The sequence below is a fragment of the SAR324 cluster bacterium genome (assembly GCA_029245725.1).
Lineage (GTDB): Bacteria > SAR324 > SAR324 > SAR324 > NAC60-12 > JCVI-SCAAA005.
This window is the reverse complement of sequence record JAQWOT010000096.1, coordinates 1-18,943: the sequence shown is the minus strand read 5'-3', so window position 1 is coordinate 18,943 and position 18,943 is coordinate 1. Positions and strand designations below refer to the sequence as shown.

Sequence of the window (18,943 nt, the reverse complement as noted above, 5' to 3'; positions counted from 1 at the left end):
TTGGCATCTAAAACTTAGGAATACAGATCTATTTGAAAAAATTCTTTTTTTCTCTTTTTTTCCTAGCCAAAGCTGTAGCCACTATTTTCCGACTTGGTGATTGTCATGAAGCCAAGTTCGATTCAAACAACTTGATATATTAGTTTCCTCCAGAGGTAACCTCAGGGTAATCCTGCTGGAGATCAGCCAGATATCAAATATTTTCAAGAGGAAGTCATGAGCAACCTAACAAGGCGAAATTTTGGGAAATTGGCTTTGGCTACATCAGTGCTTGCACTTACAGGAGCCAATTCCACGAAGGCTGCAGGTAGAATTCGGCACTTCTGGTGGGGTAACAAGGAGAGAGACAAGCGAACTTATGCCACGATTGATGCCTTCAATGCAGCTTTTTCAGATTCAACTGTAGTAGGAGAGACACTGGGTTGGAGAGACTATTGGCCAAAAATGGCAACCCAAGTGGCAGGCAAGAATATGGCGGATGTGATCCAGATGGATTACCGCTACATTGCTGAATATGCACGCCGGGGTGCCATTAAATCCCTGAATCCCCATCTTGACAGGGGGGCGATTGATATGTCTGATTTTGCACAGTTCTCTTTCGATGGAGGGACTGTCGATGGCCAGGTCTATGGGGTAAATATCGGAACGAACTCACAATTTGTCCCTTATGACAAAACCCTTCTGGACCAGTTAGGTTTGACCTTTGATCCTTACAAGTGGAATTGGGATGACTTCGTCAAGATTTCAAGAGAAGTAACTAAAAATACACCAGATGGCATTTACGGATCTGTAAACAATGGTGGGCAGGAGGTTTGGTTAGATATTTGGCTCCGTCAAAAAAATAAGGCACTATACGATGAAAATGGGGACTTGGCCTTTGACCAGAAAGACATTGAGGAGTATTGGTCCTTCTGGGTGGACTGCCAAGAGACAGGCGTGAGTTGGCCTGCCACGGAGGAGGCCGCATCCACCTCGATGGCAAAAAGTGGAATTCCAACCAAAAAAACTGCATTTGATAGCTACTGGACAAACCAAATTGTAGCCATTCAAAAGCTGACGGATCATCAGATTGAGATGGCAACAATTCCACACAATCCCGGTGATAGTCCAGGTATGTATTACAAGTGCGGGCAATTCATCAGTATGTCCAGAGATACCCAGGACGAGTCCCTATCGGCAAAATACATGAACTTCTTTATCCGAGACCCTCGAGCGGTTGGAATTCTCAAGCTAGAGCGAGGAGTGCCTGGTACTAAGGAAATGCGCGACTTCTTGAAGCCCGGCTATTCACGAGAAGAAGCAATTATGGTTGAGTACCTTGAGGAAATTGAAGGAAGAACCAAGAAACTGCCCCCAGTTCCACCAAAAGGTGCGGGAGAGATTGACAGAGCTTTCGAAAGGTATTGGGAAGGTGTGGCCTTTGGCAAAACCAAGATCGCGTCAGCAGCAAAATCTTTCTATCGGGAAGCAGAAAGAATTCGTCGGAAGCAAGGGTAATCAATCAAAGCAATTCCCCTTTTGCTAGGGGGAGTTGCTGAAATTCAAATGAAAAAAGAGAATTTTGCAGCCTACATTTTTCTGCTGCCATGGTTGGTAGGCTTTTTCTTACTGACGATACAACCAATCGTTTCATCCTTTTACCTGTCACTGACAGAATACGATACGGTTTCAGATCCCTATTTCATTGGATTTGAACACTACGAGTACATGTTCGTTGACGATTATAGGTTCTGGGAAGCTCTCAAGGTAACTTTTTTCTACGTAGCTGTTGGCGTTCCATTCAAATTAGGTTTTGCCCTAGCTATTGCACTCTGGCTGAACCAGGGTGTTCAGGGTCTTAGTCTTTATCGGGCAGTTTTTTACTTACCTTCACTGTTGGGGTCCAGTGTAGCGGTTGGTATCCTTTGGCGGCAGGTCTTCCATACCGATGGCCTTGTCAATTACCTGCTGGCTTTTCTTGGGATTTCCGGACCAAGTTGGCTGTCTGATCCCGATACATCCATTTACACGGTGATTCTACTGACTATTTGGCAATTTGGCTCACCGATGCTGATCTTCCTGGCAGGATTGCGTCAGATCCCTCATGATCTCTATGAAGCATCATCGATTGATGGAGCCTCGAAGTTTCGACAATTCTGGAAAATCACCCTCCCCCTACTTGCTCCTGTCATCTTTTTCAACCTTGTTCTTCAGACCATTGATGCCTTCAAGACATTCAACAATGTCTTCATCATCAGCGGTGGAAATGGTTCTCCAGTTGATTCTTTGTTGTTCTACACGCTCTACCTCTATCAACAAGGTTTTGAATTCTTCAGAATGGGTTACGCTTCTGCGCTCGCTTGGGTTCTCTTAATCATCATCAGTATCTTTACGGCAATTTATTTCTATACTTCCAAGTATTGGGTTTACTACGAAAGTGAGAAGTAGAGATGAAGCAGAACAGTCTTCTGAAACACCTTTTTTTAGCCATTGCCTCACTGGTCATGCTCTACCCGTTGTTATGGATGTTGAGCAGTTCTTTCAAACCAGAAAGTATTATTTTCAATGACCTCAGCTTGTGGCCAAGCCAATTCACGTTTGAAAACTATCCCAATGGGTGGCAGGCGCTGAGGATCGATTTTTCTATATTTTATAAAAATTCTGTCATTGTTGCGGTTTTCTCAGTGATTGGGAATCTAATCGCTTGCGCCTTCACAGCATACGCTTTTGCTCGGCTTGAGTTCAACTTTAAGAGATTCTGGTTTGCGTTGATGATGATGACGTTGATGCTCCCTTACCATGTAGTCTTGATCCCACAGTATATTTTGTTTTTAAAACTTGGTTGGGTAAATACTTACTATCCACTCATAGTTCCAAAATTTTTGGCCCAGGAAGCCTTTTTTATTTTTCTGATGGTTCAGTTCTTTAAGCAATTACCACGAGAATTGGATGAATCCGCCATGATGGATGGATGCTCTGTCTTCCGAATTTTCTTCAAAATCATTGTACCCCTCTCAACACCAGCCTTTGGGACGGCAGCAATCTTTTCATTCTATTGGACGTGGGAAGATTTTTTTGGTCCTCTGATTTACCTAAACGATATTGAGAAATACACTGTGCCGCTTGCCCTGCGGGCCTTTGTCAGTGCAGAGGACCTTTCGTTTTATGGTGAATCTTTTGCGATGTCTATTCTATCACTGATTCCAGTGTTTATTTTCTTTATAATCTTTCAAAGATTTATTGTTCATGGTATCGCAATGAGCGGGATCAAGGGTTAGCAACATGGCAAACATATTATTGAAAAACGTCAGTAAGCATTTCGATAGTGTGAGAGCCATTGATCAGGTCAATTTTGAGGTCAAAAAGGGTGAATTTCTTGTTTTGGTAGGGCCCTCAGGCTGTGGGAAATCAACCTTACTACGCTCAATTGCAGGGCTAGAAACCATTACAGGAGGCCAGATTCATATTGACGATAAGAATGTCACAGAGACTCATTCTTCAAAGCGTGACCTGGCAATGGTTTTTCAGTCCTATGCTCTCTACCCGCACATGAACGTTTATAAGAATCTATCGTTTGGCTTGGAGACGATGAAAATCCCAAAAAATGTGATAGATGAGCGGGTTCAGAAGGCCGCCCAGATCCTTCAAATTGACCAACTGCTAAAGAGGAAACCCAAGCAGCTCTCAGGAGGGCAAAAACAACGTGTCGCAATTGGTCGAGCGATTGTCAGGGAGCCAAAGGCATTCCTCTTTGATGAACCACTTTCTAATCTGGATGCAGATCTAAGGGTGCAGATGCGGGTGGAGATTGCACGGCTGCAAAAAAGGCTTGGAGCAACCACGATTTACGTAACCCATGATCAGGTCGAGGCCATGACGATGGCTGATCGAATTGTTGTTCTCAATGGCGGAAGAGTGGAGCAGATTGGAAAGCCACTGGAGCTATATAACCAGCCGAGTAATGTTTTCGTTGCTTCCTTCATTGGCTCACCCAGGATCAATCTGATCAAATTGAGTGAACTGGTCGAGCTACAAAACGCTGGGAAAGCAGTTATACCGGAGGCAACGCTTAAAACTTTTGAAGATAAGCGGATTGAGCAAATCGGTTTCCGACCGGAGATGGTGAAGGCTGAGACAAAAGTTTCGGCAAGTGATTTGTTGATTCACACAGAAGTTTCACATATGGAGCAGCTTGGTAGTGAGGCTTACATCTATCTGGAGACAGATCACAACATCAATTTTGTGATGCATAACCAGGGTCAACAACACTTTGAATCCAAAACCAAGTTGGCTGCACATATCGATTTAGGCTCATCACACTTTTTTGATCAATCAGGTTCTGCTTTGGTTATTAAGAATAATTTAGTATGAAAAAGTGCGCGATTGTCGGGGTTGGTGGCCGGCACAAACTGTTTCGTGAAGCTCTCGTAAAAGAATATGCTGTCAATCATCAACTGGTGGCTATATGTGATTCTAATCTTGGCAGATTGCGCTATGCAGAACAATCACTGAAGAAGTCTAATGTCTCGGTAGCTTGTTATCTGGAGAAGGATTTTCACAAGCTACTACGAGTCGAAAAACCAGATATTCTCATTGTGACTTCACCTGATTATACTCACCACAAATACATCATTGCAGGAGCAAAAAATGGTTGCCAGATCATCAGTGAGAAACCAATCACCAGCAGCCTGGTGAAACTGAAAAAGATTGTCACAGAACTGAATAAGGCTCAGACAACTGCAACGATCACCCACAATTATCGCTACTCTCCATACCGCTCACAGGTAAAAGAGCTTTTGATGAGTGGTACTATTGGAACTATTAAGGCGATCACCTTTGATTGGCATCTAGATCGAATTCACGGTGCTGATTATTTTCGAAGATGGCATCGCTACAAAAGCAATTCTGGTGGATTGGCTGTGCACAAGGCTACTCACCATTTTGATTTAATCAATTGGTGGATTGCCGATATTCCCGTTTCCGCTTATGCAACAGGGGACAATCATTACTACAATCCAATCAATGCCAAACGTTTAGGGATTAAAAACCGTGGAGAGCGCTGTAAGAGCTGCCTCTCAAAGAATTGTAGCTTTCGGCTGAAACTGGAGGCTACGGACAACTTGCAGAAACTTTACTCGGACAATGAGCATTATGATGGCTATCACAGGGATCAATGTGTTTTTGATGGTAGTATTGAAATTGAAGACATGATTCGTGCAGAGGTGCGCTATTCCAGAGGGGCAGTACTCAACTATGGACTCGTTGCTTTCTCACCCTGGGAGGGTTATGAAATTTCCTTTATTGGTACAGAGGGAACTCTCTCCCAAAAATACTTGGAGCGAAGCGTAATCAACGGGGATGAAAGTTCGCTTCGAGAAGGTAGCAATGTGCAGACATCGCTCCTGATACCAGGGAAAGCCACCGAAAGAATTAAGAATCCAAGCTCTGCTGGTGGCCATGGTGGTGCAGATCCCCTGATGCTGAATCACATCTTTGCTGATGATGGATCCCCAGACCCACTTCAGCGCAAATCCAACCATTTTTCTGCAGCTTGGTCTGCTATCACTGGATTTGCCATCAATCGGTCAATGGAGAAAGGGAAGGTTGTTTTGATCAAAGATCTAATTGAGGATCTAGCTATTCCAAATGAGCTACGTTTGAACTGAGCAACTGTGCTGAGACTTTGTTTTGCCATTCTGGCACTTATCCTTCCTTTCTTCTGCACCTTCACCAAACCGCTGAGCTCAAAGACTGCTGAACTTGCTCGTGGGCTGCACAATCCGCGTGGAATTGTTCCTGTTGCAACTGGGAGTTTAATTATTTTGGAAGCTGGTACCGGAAAAACACTAGATGGGCTAGATTCTGGAAAAATCAGCTGGTGGCGAGACTTGAACAAGGATGATCAGTTCGATGCTTCAGAAGAGTCACGCCTGCGTGAGGATCTATATTCTTACAACATTATGGAGGTGTTCAACCCAGGAAGGGATGAAGTTGTTGGGCCAGGGGATGGCTTACTCAGGAACGACCATACATTGATCTACACGAGAGATAGCGGCAGAGAAACGACAGAGATTGTCCAAATGGATCTGGTTGATTTCGTGGAGGTTGTTTTGATTGAGCGCCCTGGAGTAGTCAATTCAATTACTCTCTCCTCGGATCAGCAATCTCTATACTTAGCAGAGAGTACGCTCAACCAAATTGGTGCTTACCACTTTGGAGCTGGCTACGAAGAAATCCTGCTTTTCGATGTATTAGGACATCAGCAACAGGCAGTGCCTACAGGCCTGGCGCTGGACTCAGAAGGAAATTTACTGGTTGCCTTGTTTTCGGGTCAGCTCTGGGCTTACTTTGGTGAAACCATCTCTTTCATGCCTGGAGATGCCAAGATCGCGAGGGTAGACCTAAAAACCAGAACTTACGAGTATCTTATTGAAGGTCTTACCACCGCTATCGATGTTGCTACACATAACAATGGCAACGTTTACTTCCTGGAACTGACAACTGCTTGGCCAACTAACCTGATTTCTCGTGATTTTGATCTTCACGATAAACATTCTCCACCAGACCCAGGAGGATATGTTCGCAACTCGGGTAGATTGAGTGTCTTGCTGGATGGATCAAAAGAAAGCCGAGTTTTGGTCGAAGGTCTAGACTTGCCAACGAATCTCTCAATCCTTGATCATCAACTCTACATTTCAACAGGACAAGGGACTCCTGGAAGAAGAGTCTGGTCTCAGCAGGGACTCAGTGAGATTGATGGCAAGATTCTCAATTATGAAATTCACCAATGAAACCATTGCGTTCCCCGCTTTGTTCATAACAAGGTTGATATTTTGAGACGTGTACGAGTGGCACTGGTGGGTACGGGTGTGGGAACAAAACACGCCAGGATGTATCAAACGTTGCCCGACCTCTATGAAGTGACAGCGGTCTGTGAAATTGATGAACAACGTCGCAATGAATTTGTAGAACAGATCAGAGTCGGTTATCAAACAAACCGACTGGAGGATCTTTTTTCTCAAGATCTAGATTTAATTGATATTTGTACGCCTTCTGCGCTTCATTTTTCGCAAGCCACTGCAGCTCTCCAAGCAGGTTTCCACGTTGTTCTTGAAAAGCCGGTTGCTCGTTCGCTTTCAGAAATGGACGAACTGGAAAGAGTAGAGCAGCAATCAGGAAAACGCCTCTTCCCGATTTTTCAATACCGATTTGGCCACGGGATTCAAAAGCTTCATCATTTGATTTCCAAAGGGCTGGTAGGCAGTCCCTCAATCGCAACTGCTGAGACACACTGGTTGCGAGGAGAGGCATATTACAGTCGAGGAATGTGGCGTAGCACATGGGATGGAGCAGCTGGAGGGAGCTTTGCCACTCATGCGATCCACATTCATGATCTGCTCTGCCAGGTACTTGGAGACCCCGCCACTGTGTTTGCTCAAGCTTCAAACTGTGTGAATGGGTATGAAACAGAAGATTTGGGTGTGGTGTTGATGAACTTCAGCAATGGAGCAATAGCCAGTTCATCGGTTACACTAGGCTCAACAGAGCAGATGTCACGCCTGCGTTTCTGCTTTGCTGGCCTTACAGCTGAGGGAGGGAGAGATCCCTACAATCCGGGGCATGAACCATGGACTTTCTCGCATGTTGATCCAGATCAACAAGCTCGGATCAACGATGAACTTGCAGACTTCCCCCCCAGACCTGAAAGATTTCCTGGTCAGTTTCTCCGCATCTATGAGGCTCTTGCCGGCAAAGGACAAACTCCTGTCAGCTTGGCAGATGCCCGCCGATCCATCGAACTACTCACAGCAGCTTATTGGTCTGTTAAGACAGGAGAGATTGTTCAACTGCCACTTTCCAGTAATCATCCCTTCTATTCAGGTTGGATTGAGATGATGAAGCAGGAATTTGGTAAAACTCAGAGTTAGAAGAGGTATCTGGTTGGTATCCGTTCACTCGAAATTTTCCACCGTTTTCACAAGTCATTGACCAAGTTCATTGACTGCTTGTTATGCTGAATCTCGAAAATAAAGGACCTTAGAATGGCTACTCAGCGAATTGGCATCATCATGCACGGGGTCACCGGAAGAATGGGGTACAATCAGCACCTGATCCGTTCTATCCAAGCGATTATTCAAGATGGTGGGTTAGTGCTTTCAAATGGGGACCGACTGCTTCCTGATCCAATTCTTGTAGGCCGCAACGCTAAGAAAATGGAGGCACTTGCCAAGGAACAAGGCATTGCTCGCTGGTCTGATAGCATTGAACAGTGTCTAGCAAATACTGAAGATACGCTATTCTTCGATGCAGGGACTACTCAGATGCGTTCTGACCTATTGAGCCAGGCCATCCGGGCTGGTAAACACATTTATTGTGAAAAACCCAGCGCAGACACACTGGAAAATGCCCTTGCAGTAGCTCGTTTGGCTCGTGAAAAGGGAGTTAAACATGGAGTAGTGCAGGATAAGCTCTTCCTACCAGGACTCCTCAAATTGAAATCATTGATTAATAGCGGTTACTTCGGTCGGATTCTCTCTGTGCGTGGAGAATTTGGCTATTGGGTTTTTGAAGGTGATTGGCGAAAGGCTCAGCGACCCTCTTGGAATTACCGCAAGGCCGATGGAGGTGGAATTATTTTGGACATGCTCTGTCATTGGCGCTACGTGATGGATAATCTTTTCGGTTCGGTTCAGTCCGTTTCCTGTTTGGGAGCTCGGCATATTCCCGAACGTTGGGATGAACAAGGGCAACACTATCAAGCTGATGCTGATGATGCTGCCTATGCCACCTTCCAACTTACTGGAGGAATTGTTGCTCAGATCAATTCCTCGTGGTGCACAAGGGTAAAGCGCGACGAATTGGTTATGTTCCATGTAGATGGCACTCATGGTTCGGCGGTTGCGGGATTAACTTCCTGTGTCACGCAACATCGTGTCAACACCCCCAAACCGGTCTGGAATCCAGATGTGCCTAACCCGATTGATTTTCAAGCATGCTGGGAAACGGTGCCTGATGTTGAGGTCTTTGGCAATGGTTTCCGTGTGCAATGGGAGATGTTCCTGCGTCATGTGGCGGAAGATGCTCCCTGGAAATATGATCTGATGGCTGGGGCTCGAGGTGTTCAGTTGGCAGAACTAGGTATGCAAAGCTGGGCAGAGCGACGCTGGTTGGATGTCCCAGATCTGGAGGCCTGATGTTGACCATCGATTTACCAACGGGGGGGAACCGACTCGATCGCTATGAATTGAGCAATCCTATTGATTTCCAGGCACCGAGAGTATCGCTCAATCGCGTCACCTTTGCCGCGGTCCATGTTGTTTCAGATCCAACTAGTTCTGCCGATCCGTGGACCGAGGTCGCCATTGATTGGGACGCCACCATGGCTTATCGACGCTACCTTTGGTCACATGGACTTGCCGTCGCTGAAGCAATGGACACCGCGCAACGTGGGATGGGCTTGAATTGGCCTCAAGCCCTGGAACTGATTCAACGATCTGTCGCTGAAGCAAAGTCCTTCCAAGGTGCTGTGGTTTTTTCAGGAGTGGGAACAGAACATCTTCTACCCTCCGGAAACCTGAGGCTTGAGCAGGTTGAACGGGCTTACTTGGAACAATTGGAGGCGGTTCAGCAGGCAGGAAGTCGAGTGATCCTGATGGCCAGTCGTGCCCTGACGTTGATTGCTCAAGATCCTGCAGACTACGCTCAAGTTTATGCAAGAGTACTCCAACAGGCAGATCAACCGGTCATTCTCCATTGGCTCGGAGAAATGTTTGATCCTGCACTCTCAGGATACTGGGGATCTTCAAAAACCGGTGAAGCAATGGATGCGTGTCTTGGTGTGATCAGTTCGAACGTAGAAAAAATTGATGGCATCAAGATCTCGTTGTTGTCAAAGGATGCAGAAATCAAGATGCGTCGGCTACTCCCTGAGGGTGTCCGAATGTACACGGGAGATGATTTCAACTATGCAGAGTTGATCGCTGGAGATGAGCAAGGATACTCGGATGCTCTGCTGGGAATTTTTGATGCCATCGCTCCCGCTGCATCAGCGGCACTGGCACACTTGGCTCAGGGAAATCTCAATCGCTTTCATCAGATTCTCACGCCAACAGTGCCGTTGTCTCGGCATATCTTCTGTGCACCAACTCGATTTTACAAAACAGGCATTGTCTTTCTGGCTTGGTTAAACGGTCATCAATCTCACTTCACAATGGTTGGTGGGCAGGAATCGGCGCGCTCCACCCTTCACCTTGCAGAACTGTTTCGCCTCGCAGATCAAGCAGGACTGTTACTTGATCCTGATTTGGCCTGTTCTCGCATGAAATCCTGGTTACGAACGCGAGGGTTGAACTGATGCCTAATATTACTCAACTCTCGATCAATCTCGCCACGATTCGTGAACGTTGCACCATTTCAGAAGCATTCGACCTCGTTGCAAGACTAGGCATCCCTGCTGTCAGTCCCTGGCGGGATCAAATCGCCCAGATCGGATTGAAGGCGACTGCAAAACAAGTTCGTGAACTGGGCCTGCGGGTCTCTGGAGTTTGTCGGGGTGGGATGTTTCCAGCCAACACCCAGCAAGAGTGGGAAGCAAACTTGGAAGACAATCTACGGGCACTCGAAGAAGCGGTTGAATTGAATGCAGATTGTCTGGTCTTGGTTACAGGTGGTTTGCCAAAGGGTTCCAGAGATCTGGCGAAGGCTCGTCAACAAGTTGAAGAGGGAATCGCTTGGCTTTTGGAAAGAGCTATTCCAGCAGGAGTTCGACTAGCCATCGAACCGCTTCACCCGATGTATTGCGCGGATCGTTCTGTGGTCAACACGTTATCACAGGCTCTGGATCTTTGTGATTCGCTTGGAGAGGGTGTGGGGGTCGCCTGTGATGTCTATCATCTTTGGTGGGATCCTGATTTAAGATCTCAACTAGATCGAGCCGGTAAGTCCCGAATTTTTGCCTATCACATCTGTGATTGGCTACCTGATACCAAACATCTGCTCTTGGATCGAGGGATGATGGGTGATGGGGTGATTGATCTGCCTCAAATTCGGGGGTGGGTCGAAAATACTGGATATGCAGGCTTTCATGAAGTCGAAATTTTCTCGCAGGAAAACTGGTGGAAACGAGATCCAGAAGAGGTCATTCGTATCTGTATTGATCGTCACCAAATATACAGCTAATCAACTCTTCAGTAACTTTCACATTCACCCTTCCTAAAAATGCGCTACTCATCCAAATTATAAATTAATGTGTCTGGTTGAAAAGCCGCCCAGGAAAACCAAAACTGATCAGCGTGAATCAGCCTCTTCAGTTGTTTGCCCTCAAGAGGGCCCTCAACTGCCTGCCCAACAATATTCCAATGACTTCCTGTTTGCTCATCAACAATTTCTCCTGCTCGCTTGACAAACGTTAATTCTTGGTTCCCGACAACAGGTATAAATATACCAGTCGCTCCGACATCGACACCATTAGCAATCCGAGTTGTATCTAAGGCGCTGCTGACTCCAGCTTGATGAAAAACCACCAAAGACTGGTCCCCTAGTTGATGATGAACAACCCCAAGTTTTTCCAATAATTTCACAGGATACGCATTGTGATACTCCCCATCACTGATGGTAACAACTCGTGCCATTGCGGGAAGTCGTTTGTCAACCGGATCTCGAAAGAGAAAGGGATTATTGTGAATATCGTCATAGCCCGGATAGGGATTGCGTCCATAGTCTCTTGAGTACCCTGTTTCTTTGGAGAGAATCTTACCATCTGGATAAGCTACTTGAAATTGCTCGAAACCGATCAATCCTGCAGGGATCATCTTCAATTGCTCACCCGTCATGGCACCAACAATTGCTTCGCCTGTAAACTGTTGCCACAAGCTCTCGGTCTGCCGGTCATACATCACCAGATCAGAGTGCCTCAGTAAACCACTGGTGCCAAAGTCATAAGTAATCCCCTGATAATTTCGTTCAAACGCAATAGCAGAGTTACATAGTGGACAAAATGTAATGGTTATCGGTATTCCTCCGACAGTATCATTGACGATTTCGTGCCATGTCAGGATTTGCAGAGGGTATGCTCGAGCATCTCGATTGAGTTCCAGCGCAATCACAGGATCATTCGGTGCAAGCCATTGTTCTGCCTGCTGGTTATCAATGAATTTGGGCTGATCAATTGGGGGAATGCCATCTCGAGGTGGTCCTCCAGAGAGTAGTTCACGATATTCTATGGAATGCTTTGACCAATCTGTATTCCAGCCTATAGTAGCTCTTCGTAGCAATTCACTAAGCGTGTCTTCTCCTTTTGATTCGGAATTGGCCGATACCAAATTTGCGATGAAAAGCATCCCCAAGGCAAATAGTAGAATAGGACGTTTTTTCATATGGTTCTCCTGATCTAAGTAATGGGAAAGACAGTTGCTCAACAATCGTTTTCTTAATGCACTTTATGCAACCAACTCAACAGACATAATTGATTCAATATTTTTCAGTTCAGGAAATATCTTGACCAAAAAGCCTGGCCTCTCTAAACAAGGGCTTTGTTTTCAATAACTTTTAGGAGAATGACATGAATTGGCACATCAAGAATTTGTCCTGTAAGGTAAGCATCATTGTGATGGCGGTTGGTTTACTCTGGAGCTCCAACGGGTTGGCTAACGACGGTCTGAAACCGTTGAATCCACCAGAAAAAGTAACAGTGGCCTACGTACCCATCATGAAGTTTGCGACCATGTACGTCGCTCACAGCAGGAAGCTATTCGAAAAGTACGGCCTTGATGTAACACTGCGTCGTGTGAAATCGGGTACAGAAGCGATTGCTTTTTTGTCAGAAGGCAAGATTGATGTTGGAGGGATTGCGATCGTGACCTCTCTCTGGAATGGCTGGAGCCGAGGCCTGGATCTGCGTATTATCGCACCGGGTGGTCTGGAGCCAATGGAGAATAGCCCCACCGCTCTCATTGCTCGAGCAGATCTGATGGCCAATGGCTCAATCAAAAGTGTGCAGGATTTGAAGGGAATGCGCATTGGTGTCGCTGGTGGCCCTGGCAGTGGAGGTGAGTATTTACTGACTAAAGCTTTGCAACAAGCGGGAATGATGCTCAATGACATCCAGAAGGTAAAGATTGGCAATGCCGACATGCCCAAGGCCCTAGCAAATCAGTCCATTGATGCAGCCCTGACAGGACCTCCCTACACCACCCAATCAATCAATGATGGTCATGCCAAGGTACTCGCTTCTGATCTAGTCCCTGGCTTGATGACGGTGGCGTTTGTGGGCTCTGGAAAATTTGTCAATCAACGGGCAGATGTGGCAGAGCGATTCGTTCTTGCTGTGGGAGAGGCAGCTCGCCTTATGCAAGGTGATGACTTTCTTGACGAAGAAAACATCAAAGCCTACATGACGAACACTAACACCACAGAAAAAGCCCTACGTACAGGAAAGAAGCTGATCTATGATCCAAACATCGTCATTCCAGTGGCTGGTCTTAAGGACATTGAAAGCGTGCATCGTTTGAATGGCCGGACGGAATACACCACAGAGTTGGATCTGAACAATGCAGTCGATGAGCGCTTCACAAAAAAAGCACTCAGCATCTTGGGGAGTTATTAAACTAAAAGCAGAACTCTCTAATTGATTTGCACCCAGCCCAGTGACAAAAAACCATGAGAAATCTGGTCACAGGGCCTGGGTTGCTAAGGAGGCTGAATATCCTTCAGTCTTTATTCTGTACAACAAGTGCTTCCCAATTCATCGTGTGACCCAGCCCTGATTCAGCAATCCCTGCGATCCGCTATTTCGGTTCATTAGCAGCTCACTTCGCTACCACTAAAAATCACCAATGATTCCACCTTTCTTCAAATCGGCATGTCCGTAAAGATCCGTTGCCAAGGTTGTCAGAAAGTCTACAGCACGGCGGAAGGAGAGTTTACCGCCATTGGTGATGCCACCCTGCAAATTGAGGAAGGTCAGTTCGTCTGTATCGTCGGTCCTTCTGGATGCGGAAAATCCACCTTGCTCAAGATCATTGCGGGATTGGACTACTTCACTGCCGGAGAGTTTGACGTCCAGCATGGGGAGGGCAAGGATCAGCCAATCAATAACGTCATCTTTCAGGAATACGCTATCTTTCCTTGGCGGACTGTCATGGAGAACGTTGCCTTTGGACTTGAGATGCGGGGTATTTCAAAAAAAATCCGCACAGAAATCGCCCGAGAATGGCTTCAGAAAGTTGGCTTGAGCAAATTTGCCAACTACTTCCCGGATCAGATCTCGGGTGGTATGAAACAACGAGTTGCCATCATCCGAGCATTGGCCAATGATCCAGAAATTCTATTGATGGACGAACCATTGGGGGCTCTTGATGCACAGTCCAGACTCTTGATCCAGGAAGAATTGCTAAAACTCTGGGACGAAACCAAAAAAACTGTTCTTTACGTCACACACAGTCTGGACGAAGCAATATTTTTGGGTGACGAGGTACTGATGATGTCGGCTAACCCCGGTCACATCATCGAACGTTATCCAATCACGATTGAGAGGCCGCGCTCCATCAACACGATGAACAGTGGTGATTTTACAAGAATTCGGAGTGAAATCTGGGAGAAGCTGGCAGTAGAGGTCGATCGCTCGATGGCTAGCCAGCAATGATTGCTTCCCAATAAACACCAGATCTGCTTATGAATCCTGAAAAATCAATTAAGCTCTCCGTTCAGATCCCATTATTTCTCTTGCTGAACCTGGTTCTCTACTTTCTCGACTTATGGACGAATCAGGCGCTGATGTGCTTGGTGATTGATGTGATCATTTTTGGCAAGATCGTCAATGATGTGATGAAATTAGTCCCAGTTCGCTATAAGAAAAGCTCGGAGCACTTTATCACTTTGCTCTTTCCCATTTTACTGCTCTCAATCTGGGAGATATTCGCTAGTACTGGTAAGATCAACCCAACTTGGTTCCCAGAGCCCACCAAGATCCTTGCCTCTCTCTGGGAGCTGATCACGGTCCCGGAAAAGTTCAGCGAGACCACCCTGTTGGGTCGTCCATGGATGATTTTAGAACGTTATCAAGAGCAGGGTCTCGAAGGAGTCTGGAAATTGATCGAAGAAGGCCATGTCTGGGCGACTTTGTATCGAGTGGTCATGGGTTTCTTGATTGGCCTAGTCCCAGCGGTTTTTTGTGGCTTCCTGATGGGGATGAACAAGACAATCCGTTTGATGTTTGACAGCATCCTTTCAGCAATCTATGTACTTCCAAAAATCGCAATTTTCCCCATCGTGATGCTGGTCTTTGCCGATCCTTTTGGGGATGCTCCCCGGATTGCCGTGGTTGCTCTTTCCGTCTTTTTCATGATGACCATTCACACTATGGGTGCAGTCCAGAATGTTGAAGGAATTTATATTCTGGCAGGCCGCAATTATGGGGCGCATGGGCTGAAACTCTTCTTCAAGGTTATCCTGCCGGGCTCCTTACCATCAATCTTTTCAGGAATGCGAGTTGCTCTTGGAATGGCCCTGATCGTGATCATTGCAGTCGAATTTCTCCGAGCCGAGAAAGGAGTTGGCTACCTGATCTACTACAACTGGGAAATCCTGGCGCCAGAGAAGATGTATGCTGGTTTGATCACAGTCATGCTGATCGGCATCCTGACTACCCTGGTCCTGAAACTGCTGCAGTATCTGGCTCTTCCCTGGAAACGCCACTCTCTCTTCAAATGACTTGTTCCTCCAATCTTCCCCAGAGAGGTTTCGATGGAATCCTTTGACGTCATTGTCTGTGGGGGAGGTGCTGCAGGGGTCAGTGCCGCCGTTGGAGCAGCCCAAACTGGGGCTCGGGTGGCCCTGCTGGAACGCTATGGCTTTTTGGGTGGAGCCGCTACTAATTCGCAGGTGTTGTCTTACTGTGGTTTCTATCAATGCGACGATCGTGGAGACCGTGCAATCGGGGGTGTTGGTTACAGGGTGCTGTTGGAACTGGCAAAGCTGGGGGAAGATATACAACCACGCCTCTCAGAATTAACTGGCAATCGCATCATCTTACTTGATCCTGAGAAGCTGAAATATGTCCTCGATCAACTCGTGCTTTCCCATCGAGTGGAACTCTTTCTACACACCACGCTAGTTGATGTGAAAAAGCAGGGGAGTCATCTTGAGGCGGTTGACTTGGTAGGTCTTTTTCAGCAAAGATCACTCTCTGGAACGGCCTTTGTTGATGCGACCGGCAATGGCCAGCTTGCCAAATTTGTGGGCCTCCCTTGCAGCGTTAATCAGCAGGAACAGCCTCTCCAGTCCATGTCACTTCCCATTCGACTAGGAGGTCTCGCCAAGGATCTGATGATTGATCGGGATGCAATCAGAGTGGCTGTTGAGTTATACAATCGGCAGGCTATTCATCCTATTTCTCGTCAGGATGGTGGAGTCTTCATGAGGGTTCCCAATTCCAATGACTGGCTCTGGATGATCGTTGATCTTGGCCTAAAGGATGTTCAGGAGGAGTTGGTGACAAAGGCAGAGTGGCTGGGACGTCAAATCGCCCATGACTGCTTGGAAGTTCTAAGAGCGGAAGTAGCTGGATTTGAGAATTGCCACATCGTGAATACTGGACCACAAATCGGCATTCGGGAAGCCTGGCGCCATGAGGCTCAATACGCACTCAAGCGAGAAGATTTGGAAGGTGGGAGAAAATTTGACTCTGGAATCGCTCGTGCCGCCTGGCCGATGGAAAATCACTCAAAACCAGGCAAGCCGTCTTATCATCCAATCGGTGGAGGGGGATATGGATTGATCCCCCTGGAGTCGCTCTCCACAAAGATTCCCAATCTTTGGTTGGCTGGCCGTACCATTGGGGCGGATGCGGCTGCATATGGTTCCATCCGGGTAATGGGAACTTCCTTCGCCACCGGACAAGCTGCTGGTGTTGCCGCAGCGCTCTTCGCTCAACAAGATGAATCTCCTCAATCACACCGAGTGATTGCAGATCTCGTAGCTCAGGAAGCCCTGGTCTGAGATCAGCTGTCTGGTTTGGATGATTTGATGAAGGGATAGATGCGGAACTGATCCTGGGTTCGGTCTTCTGCAACAAAGTCGGCAACCCGCTCTAATGCCTTGGCAATCACCGTGTTGTTGGTTCCCTTTCGCGAGGCATCTTCAACGAACAACCCAAGGTCTTTTTCAATGATGTGTGCCTCACAGCCAGAGTTGAATCTACCAGAAGCCACAAACTTGGGAAAGGTCTGACTTGTCGCAAAACTCTGTCCTGAACTTGCGTTGATTACTGCCAGCATCGTTTCCAGTTGTAATCCACCAGATTCTCCATAGGCCAGGGCCTCGCTGGTCGTCACATAGGAGGAAATGCAAAGTGCATTGTTGATCATTTTCATCTGCTGCCCCTGTCCAGCTTCCTCTCCCACGACAAAGACATTTGCTGAATAGCACTCGATCAGTGGGCGAACTTGGTCAATTTGGTTCACAGGTCCAGATACCATAGTCGTGAGAGTTCCTTCAACAGCTCTAAACCGTAGACCCGAAACAGGGCTGTCTATATATCCAAGACCTGCTTTAGTCAGCACTTGAGCATTCTCGGCAGCAGCGGCAGGACCAATGGTGCAGGTATCCACGATCACACAATCATCGGTCAGCAATTTCGCAATTTCTTGAACAACGAGTTGATTGACCTCCACCGTAGGTAGCGATAAAGCTACCACTTGGGCTCGCTTCACCACCTCAGCATTGGATGCTGCAATCAAGCTGTTTTCAGGAGCTCTTTCTCTTGTTCCAGCGATATCATGAACCAGAAGGCGGTACCCTTTACGAGCAATGTGTTGCGCCATGGGTTGCCCCATGTTTCCCAAACCAATAAAGCCGAAGAGTTTGTCTTTCATCGAGATTATAATTCAAAAAGGGAATTTTTTAGAGCCCGCAATCAATTGAGCCAGATAATCGCTGACACCAAGTGGTTGCTACTCAGAAAGGAACAGGTCCTAGTCATGTGAAATCTTATTCAAAAACTGAAAGAGTTGGGGTAGAACTGAACCTGCGTTGACAAAACCACCGATGTGATCACCTTCAACTGAAAAAAATTCCCAACCATGTTGTCTTGCTAACGATTTCCCTTTCTCAAAAAGAACAGGTTCCTCCTCGCCTACCCACAAAAGTACGGGCACGTTTAGATTTGCGACCGCCATCTCCAAACCCTCAGCTTCCTCCATCGTATCAAAGATATTTCTGATAGCCGGCAAATGATCCTTGGGAAACTGCTGCAGGAAATCGTCTCCAAATATATCTTGGGCTTTATCAAAAGTAAGTTTGCCGACATCCTGCCTATTAATTTCTTCGGCAGAACCTACTCCAGGGCAGTGTCCACCAAGCATCAAACTCTTTAGTCGATGTGGATAAAATCTTGCCACACAGCACCCTAATAAACCACCCATGGAATAACCAATAAAATGAGCTTTTTCGATTTTTTCAGCATCCATCACAGAAATAAAATCGAGAGCTAGTAGTCTACGATCATAGTTTGCAGCTTTCTGGGGTTTGGAACTTTCTCCATGTGAAAGACAATCAACAGATATGCAGCGATAACCCTTGTTGACAAAGAATTCAATATAAGTCGTCCCCTTGTTAGCTTCCTGTGAATTCCAGTCCTCCTTCTTGCTTGTCAAACCATGCAGGAAAACTATTGTTTCATTTCCATTCGATCCATATTTTTTATAGGCAATTTGTTGATCACGATTTTCAGTAAAGTATGTTTTTGAGTCTAGCATTTGACTATCTCCCACTTTTAGAGTCTTTTTTTATAAAAAGCATCAATGGTTCTGCAACAGCTGGTAGCTGATTTAATTACTTTTTCAACGTCCTTCTTTGACAGTCATTAAAAACATTCAGGAAATCATTCCTCTGACGATCCAGGGAGAGGGATACCATGCAGGAAGAAGTTGTTCATTTATTCGACTCTTCGGTTGTCCAGTTGGTTGCT

The 18,943-nt window shown here is 46.5% G+C and carries 17 protein-coding genes; 14 read left to right on the top strand and 3 right to left on the bottom strand.

Translation table 11 applies throughout. The annotated features are described in order from the left end of the window. Positions 1-216: 216 nt before the first annotated feature. The 10 genes from P8O70_04280 (at position 217) to P8O70_04235 (ending at position 11,157) form a co-directional block, all read left to right on the top strand. Positions 217-1,497 (top strand): ABC transporter substrate-binding protein, encoded by a 1,281-nt coding sequence (locus P8O70_04280; GenBank protein ID MDG2196098.1) that lies wholly within the window; start codon positions 217-219, stop codon positions 1,495-1,497. 48 nt (positions 1,498-1,545) lie between these two features. Further along, complete coding sequence (locus tag P8O70_04275) at positions 1,546-2,427, top strand: sugar ABC transporter permease (GenBank protein ID MDG2196097.1); 882 nt, start codon at positions 1,546-1,548, stop codon at positions 2,425-2,427. 2 nt (positions 2,428-2,429) lie between these two features. After that, a complete protein-coding gene (locus tag P8O70_04270; protein ID MDG2196096.1) occupies positions 2,430-3,257 on the top strand; it encodes a carbohydrate ABC transporter permease in 828 nt (275 codons plus the stop codon). A 4-nt stretch (positions 3,258-3,261) separates the two neighbouring features. Beyond that, entirely contained in the window at positions 3,262-4,350 is a 1,089-nt protein-coding gene (ugpC, locus tag P8O70_04265; GenBank protein ID MDG2196095.1) for a sn-glycerol-3-phosphate ABC transporter ATP-binding protein UgpC, read from the top strand. Further along, positions 4,347-5,645 carry a Gfo/Idh/MocA family oxidoreductase gene (locus P8O70_04260; protein ID MDG2196094.1) on the top strand — a complete coding sequence of 433 codons (1,299 nt, stop codon included), beginning with the start codon at positions 4,347-4,349 and terminating at the stop codon, positions 5,643-5,645. The genes ugpC and P8O70_04260 overlap by 4 nt, the downstream gene beginning before the upstream one ends. Before the next feature lie 6 nt (positions 5,646-5,651). Continuing rightward, a complete protein-coding gene (locus P8O70_04255; GenBank protein ID MDG2196093.1) occupies positions 5,652-6,770 on the top strand; it encodes an SMP-30/gluconolactonase/LRE family protein in 1,119 nt (372 codons plus the stop codon). Between the two features lie 42 nt (positions 6,771-6,812). Further along, the gene (locus P8O70_04250; GenBank protein ID MDG2196092.1) at positions 6,813-7,907 is read left to right on the top strand and encodes a Gfo/Idh/MocA family oxidoreductase; all 1,095 of its coding nucleotides are present in this window, start codon (positions 6,813-6,815) and stop codon (positions 7,905-7,907) included. Between the two features lie 114 nt (positions 7,908-8,021). After that, positions 8,022-9,173, top strand: a complete 1,152-nt coding sequence (locus tag P8O70_04245; GenBank protein ID MDG2196091.1) for a Gfo/Idh/MocA family oxidoreductase — start codon at positions 8,022-8,024, stop codon at positions 9,171-9,173. Beyond that, positions 9,173-10,333 carry a dihydrodipicolinate synthase family protein gene (locus tag P8O70_04240; protein ID MDG2196090.1) on the top strand — a complete coding sequence of 387 codons (1,161 nt, stop codon included), beginning with the start codon at positions 9,173-9,175 and terminating at the stop codon, positions 10,331-10,333. The genes P8O70_04245 and P8O70_04240 overlap by 1 nt, the downstream gene beginning before the upstream one ends. Next, complete coding sequence (locus P8O70_04235) at positions 10,333-11,157, top strand: sugar phosphate isomerase/epimerase (protein ID MDG2196089.1); 825 nt, start codon at positions 10,333-10,335, stop codon at positions 11,155-11,157. Before P8O70_04240 ends, P8O70_04235 begins: the two co-directional genes overlap by 1 nt. 44 nt (positions 11,158-11,201) lie before the next feature. Here the strand turns inward: P8O70_04235 and P8O70_04230 are convergent, their stop codons facing one another. Next, positions 11,202-12,353 carry a DUF3179 domain-containing protein gene (locus P8O70_04230; protein ID MDG2196088.1) on the bottom strand — a complete coding sequence of 384 codons (1,152 nt, stop codon included), beginning with the start codon at positions 12,351-12,353 and terminating at the stop codon, positions 11,202-11,204. A gap of 185 nt (positions 12,354-12,538) precedes the next feature. Between P8O70_04230 and P8O70_04225 the strand changes: the two genes are divergently transcribed. The 4 genes from P8O70_04225 (at position 12,539) to P8O70_04210 (ending at position 16,974) form a co-directional block, all read left to right on the top strand. Beyond that, complete coding sequence (locus P8O70_04225) at positions 12,539-13,582, top strand: ABC transporter substrate-binding protein (protein MDG2196087.1); 1,044 nt, start codon at positions 12,539-12,541, stop codon at positions 13,580-13,582. A gap of 255 nt (positions 13,583-13,837) precedes the next feature. Continuing rightward, positions 13,838-14,620, top strand: coding sequence for an ABC transporter ATP-binding protein (locus P8O70_04220; protein ID MDG2196086.1), 783 nt, complete (start codon positions 13,838-13,840; stop codon positions 14,618-14,620). Positions 14,621-14,649: 29 nt separating this feature from the next. Next, complete coding sequence (locus tag P8O70_04215; GenBank protein ID MDG2196085.1) at positions 14,650-15,687, top strand: ABC transporter permease; 1,038 nt, start codon at positions 14,650-14,652, stop codon at positions 15,685-15,687. Between the two features lie 33 nt (positions 15,688-15,720). Continuing rightward, the gene (locus tag P8O70_04210) at positions 15,721-16,974 is read left to right on the top strand and encodes an FAD-dependent oxidoreductase (protein ID MDG2196084.1); all 1,254 of its coding nucleotides are present in this window, start codon (positions 15,721-15,723) and stop codon (positions 16,972-16,974) included. Positions 16,975-16,976: 2 nt separating this feature from the next. Here the strand turns inward: P8O70_04210 and P8O70_04205 are convergent, their stop codons facing one another. Both P8O70_04205 and P8O70_04200 read right to left on the bottom strand, forming a co-directional pair. Continuing rightward, the gene (locus tag P8O70_04205) at positions 16,977-17,849 is read right to left on the bottom strand and encodes an NAD(P)-dependent oxidoreductase (protein MDG2196083.1); all 873 of its coding nucleotides are present in this window, start codon (positions 17,847-17,849) and stop codon (positions 16,977-16,979) included. Between the two features lie 99 nt (positions 17,850-17,948). Further along, positions 17,949-18,731, bottom strand: a complete 783-nt coding sequence (locus P8O70_04200) for an alpha/beta fold hydrolase (protein MDG2196082.1) — start codon at positions 18,729-18,731, stop codon at positions 17,949-17,951. Positions 18,732-18,943: the final 212 nt, after the last annotated feature.

Bases quoted from the DNA above. Each gene is read 5' to 3' on its own strand.
- P8O70_04230 (MDG2196088.1), bottom strand. From the start codon at position 12,353: ATGAAAAAACGTCCTATTCTACTATTTGCCTTGGGGATGCTTTTCATC.
- P8O70_04275 (MDG2196097.1), top strand. From the start codon at position 1,546: ATGAAAAAAGAGAATTTTGCAGCCTACATTTTTCTGCTGCCATGGTTG.
- P8O70_04205 (MDG2196083.1), bottom strand. From the start codon at position 17,849: ATGAAAGACAAACTCTTCGGCTTTATTGGTTTGGGAAACATGGGGCAA.
- P8O70_04270 (MDG2196096.1), top strand. From the start codon at position 2,430: ATGAAGCAGAACAGTCTTCTGAAACACCTTTTTTTAGCCATTGCCTCA.
- P8O70_04280 (MDG2196098.1), top strand. From the start codon at position 217: ATGAGCAACCTAACAAGGCGAAATTTTGGGAAATTGGCTTTGGCTACA.
- P8O70_04215 (MDG2196085.1), top strand. From the start codon at position 14,650: ATGAATCCTGAAAAATCAATTAAGCTCTCCGTTCAGATCCCATTATTT.
- P8O70_04240 (MDG2196090.1), top strand. From the start codon at position 9,173: ATGTTGACCATCGATTTACCAACGGGGGGGAACCGACTCGATCGCTAT.
- P8O70_04235 (MDG2196089.1), top strand. From the start codon at position 10,333: ATGCCTAATATTACTCAACTCTCGATCAATCTCGCCACGATTCGTGAA.
- P8O70_04225 (MDG2196087.1), top strand. From the start codon at position 12,539: ATGAATTGGCACATCAAGAATTTGTCCTGTAAGGTAAGCATCATTGTG.
- P8O70_04220 (MDG2196086.1), top strand. From the start codon at position 13,838: ATGTCCGTAAAGATCCGTTGCCAAGGTTGTCAGAAAGTCTACAGCACG.
- P8O70_04245 (MDG2196091.1), top strand. From the start codon at position 8,022: ATGGCTACTCAGCGAATTGGCATCATCATGCACGGGGTCACCGGAAGA.
- P8O70_04200 (MDG2196082.1), bottom strand. From the start codon at position 18,731: ATGCTAGACTCAAAAACATACTTTACTGAAAATCGTGATCAACAAATT.
- P8O70_04210 (MDG2196084.1), top strand. From the start codon at position 15,721: ATGGAATCCTTTGACGTCATTGTCTGTGGGGGAGGTGCTGCAGGGGTC.
- ugpC (MDG2196095.1), top strand. From the start codon at position 3,262: ATGGCAAACATATTATTGAAAAACGTCAGTAAGCATTTCGATAGTGTG.
- P8O70_04260 (MDG2196094.1), top strand. From the start codon at position 4,347: ATGAAAAAGTGCGCGATTGTCGGGGTTGGTGGCCGGCACAAACTGTTT.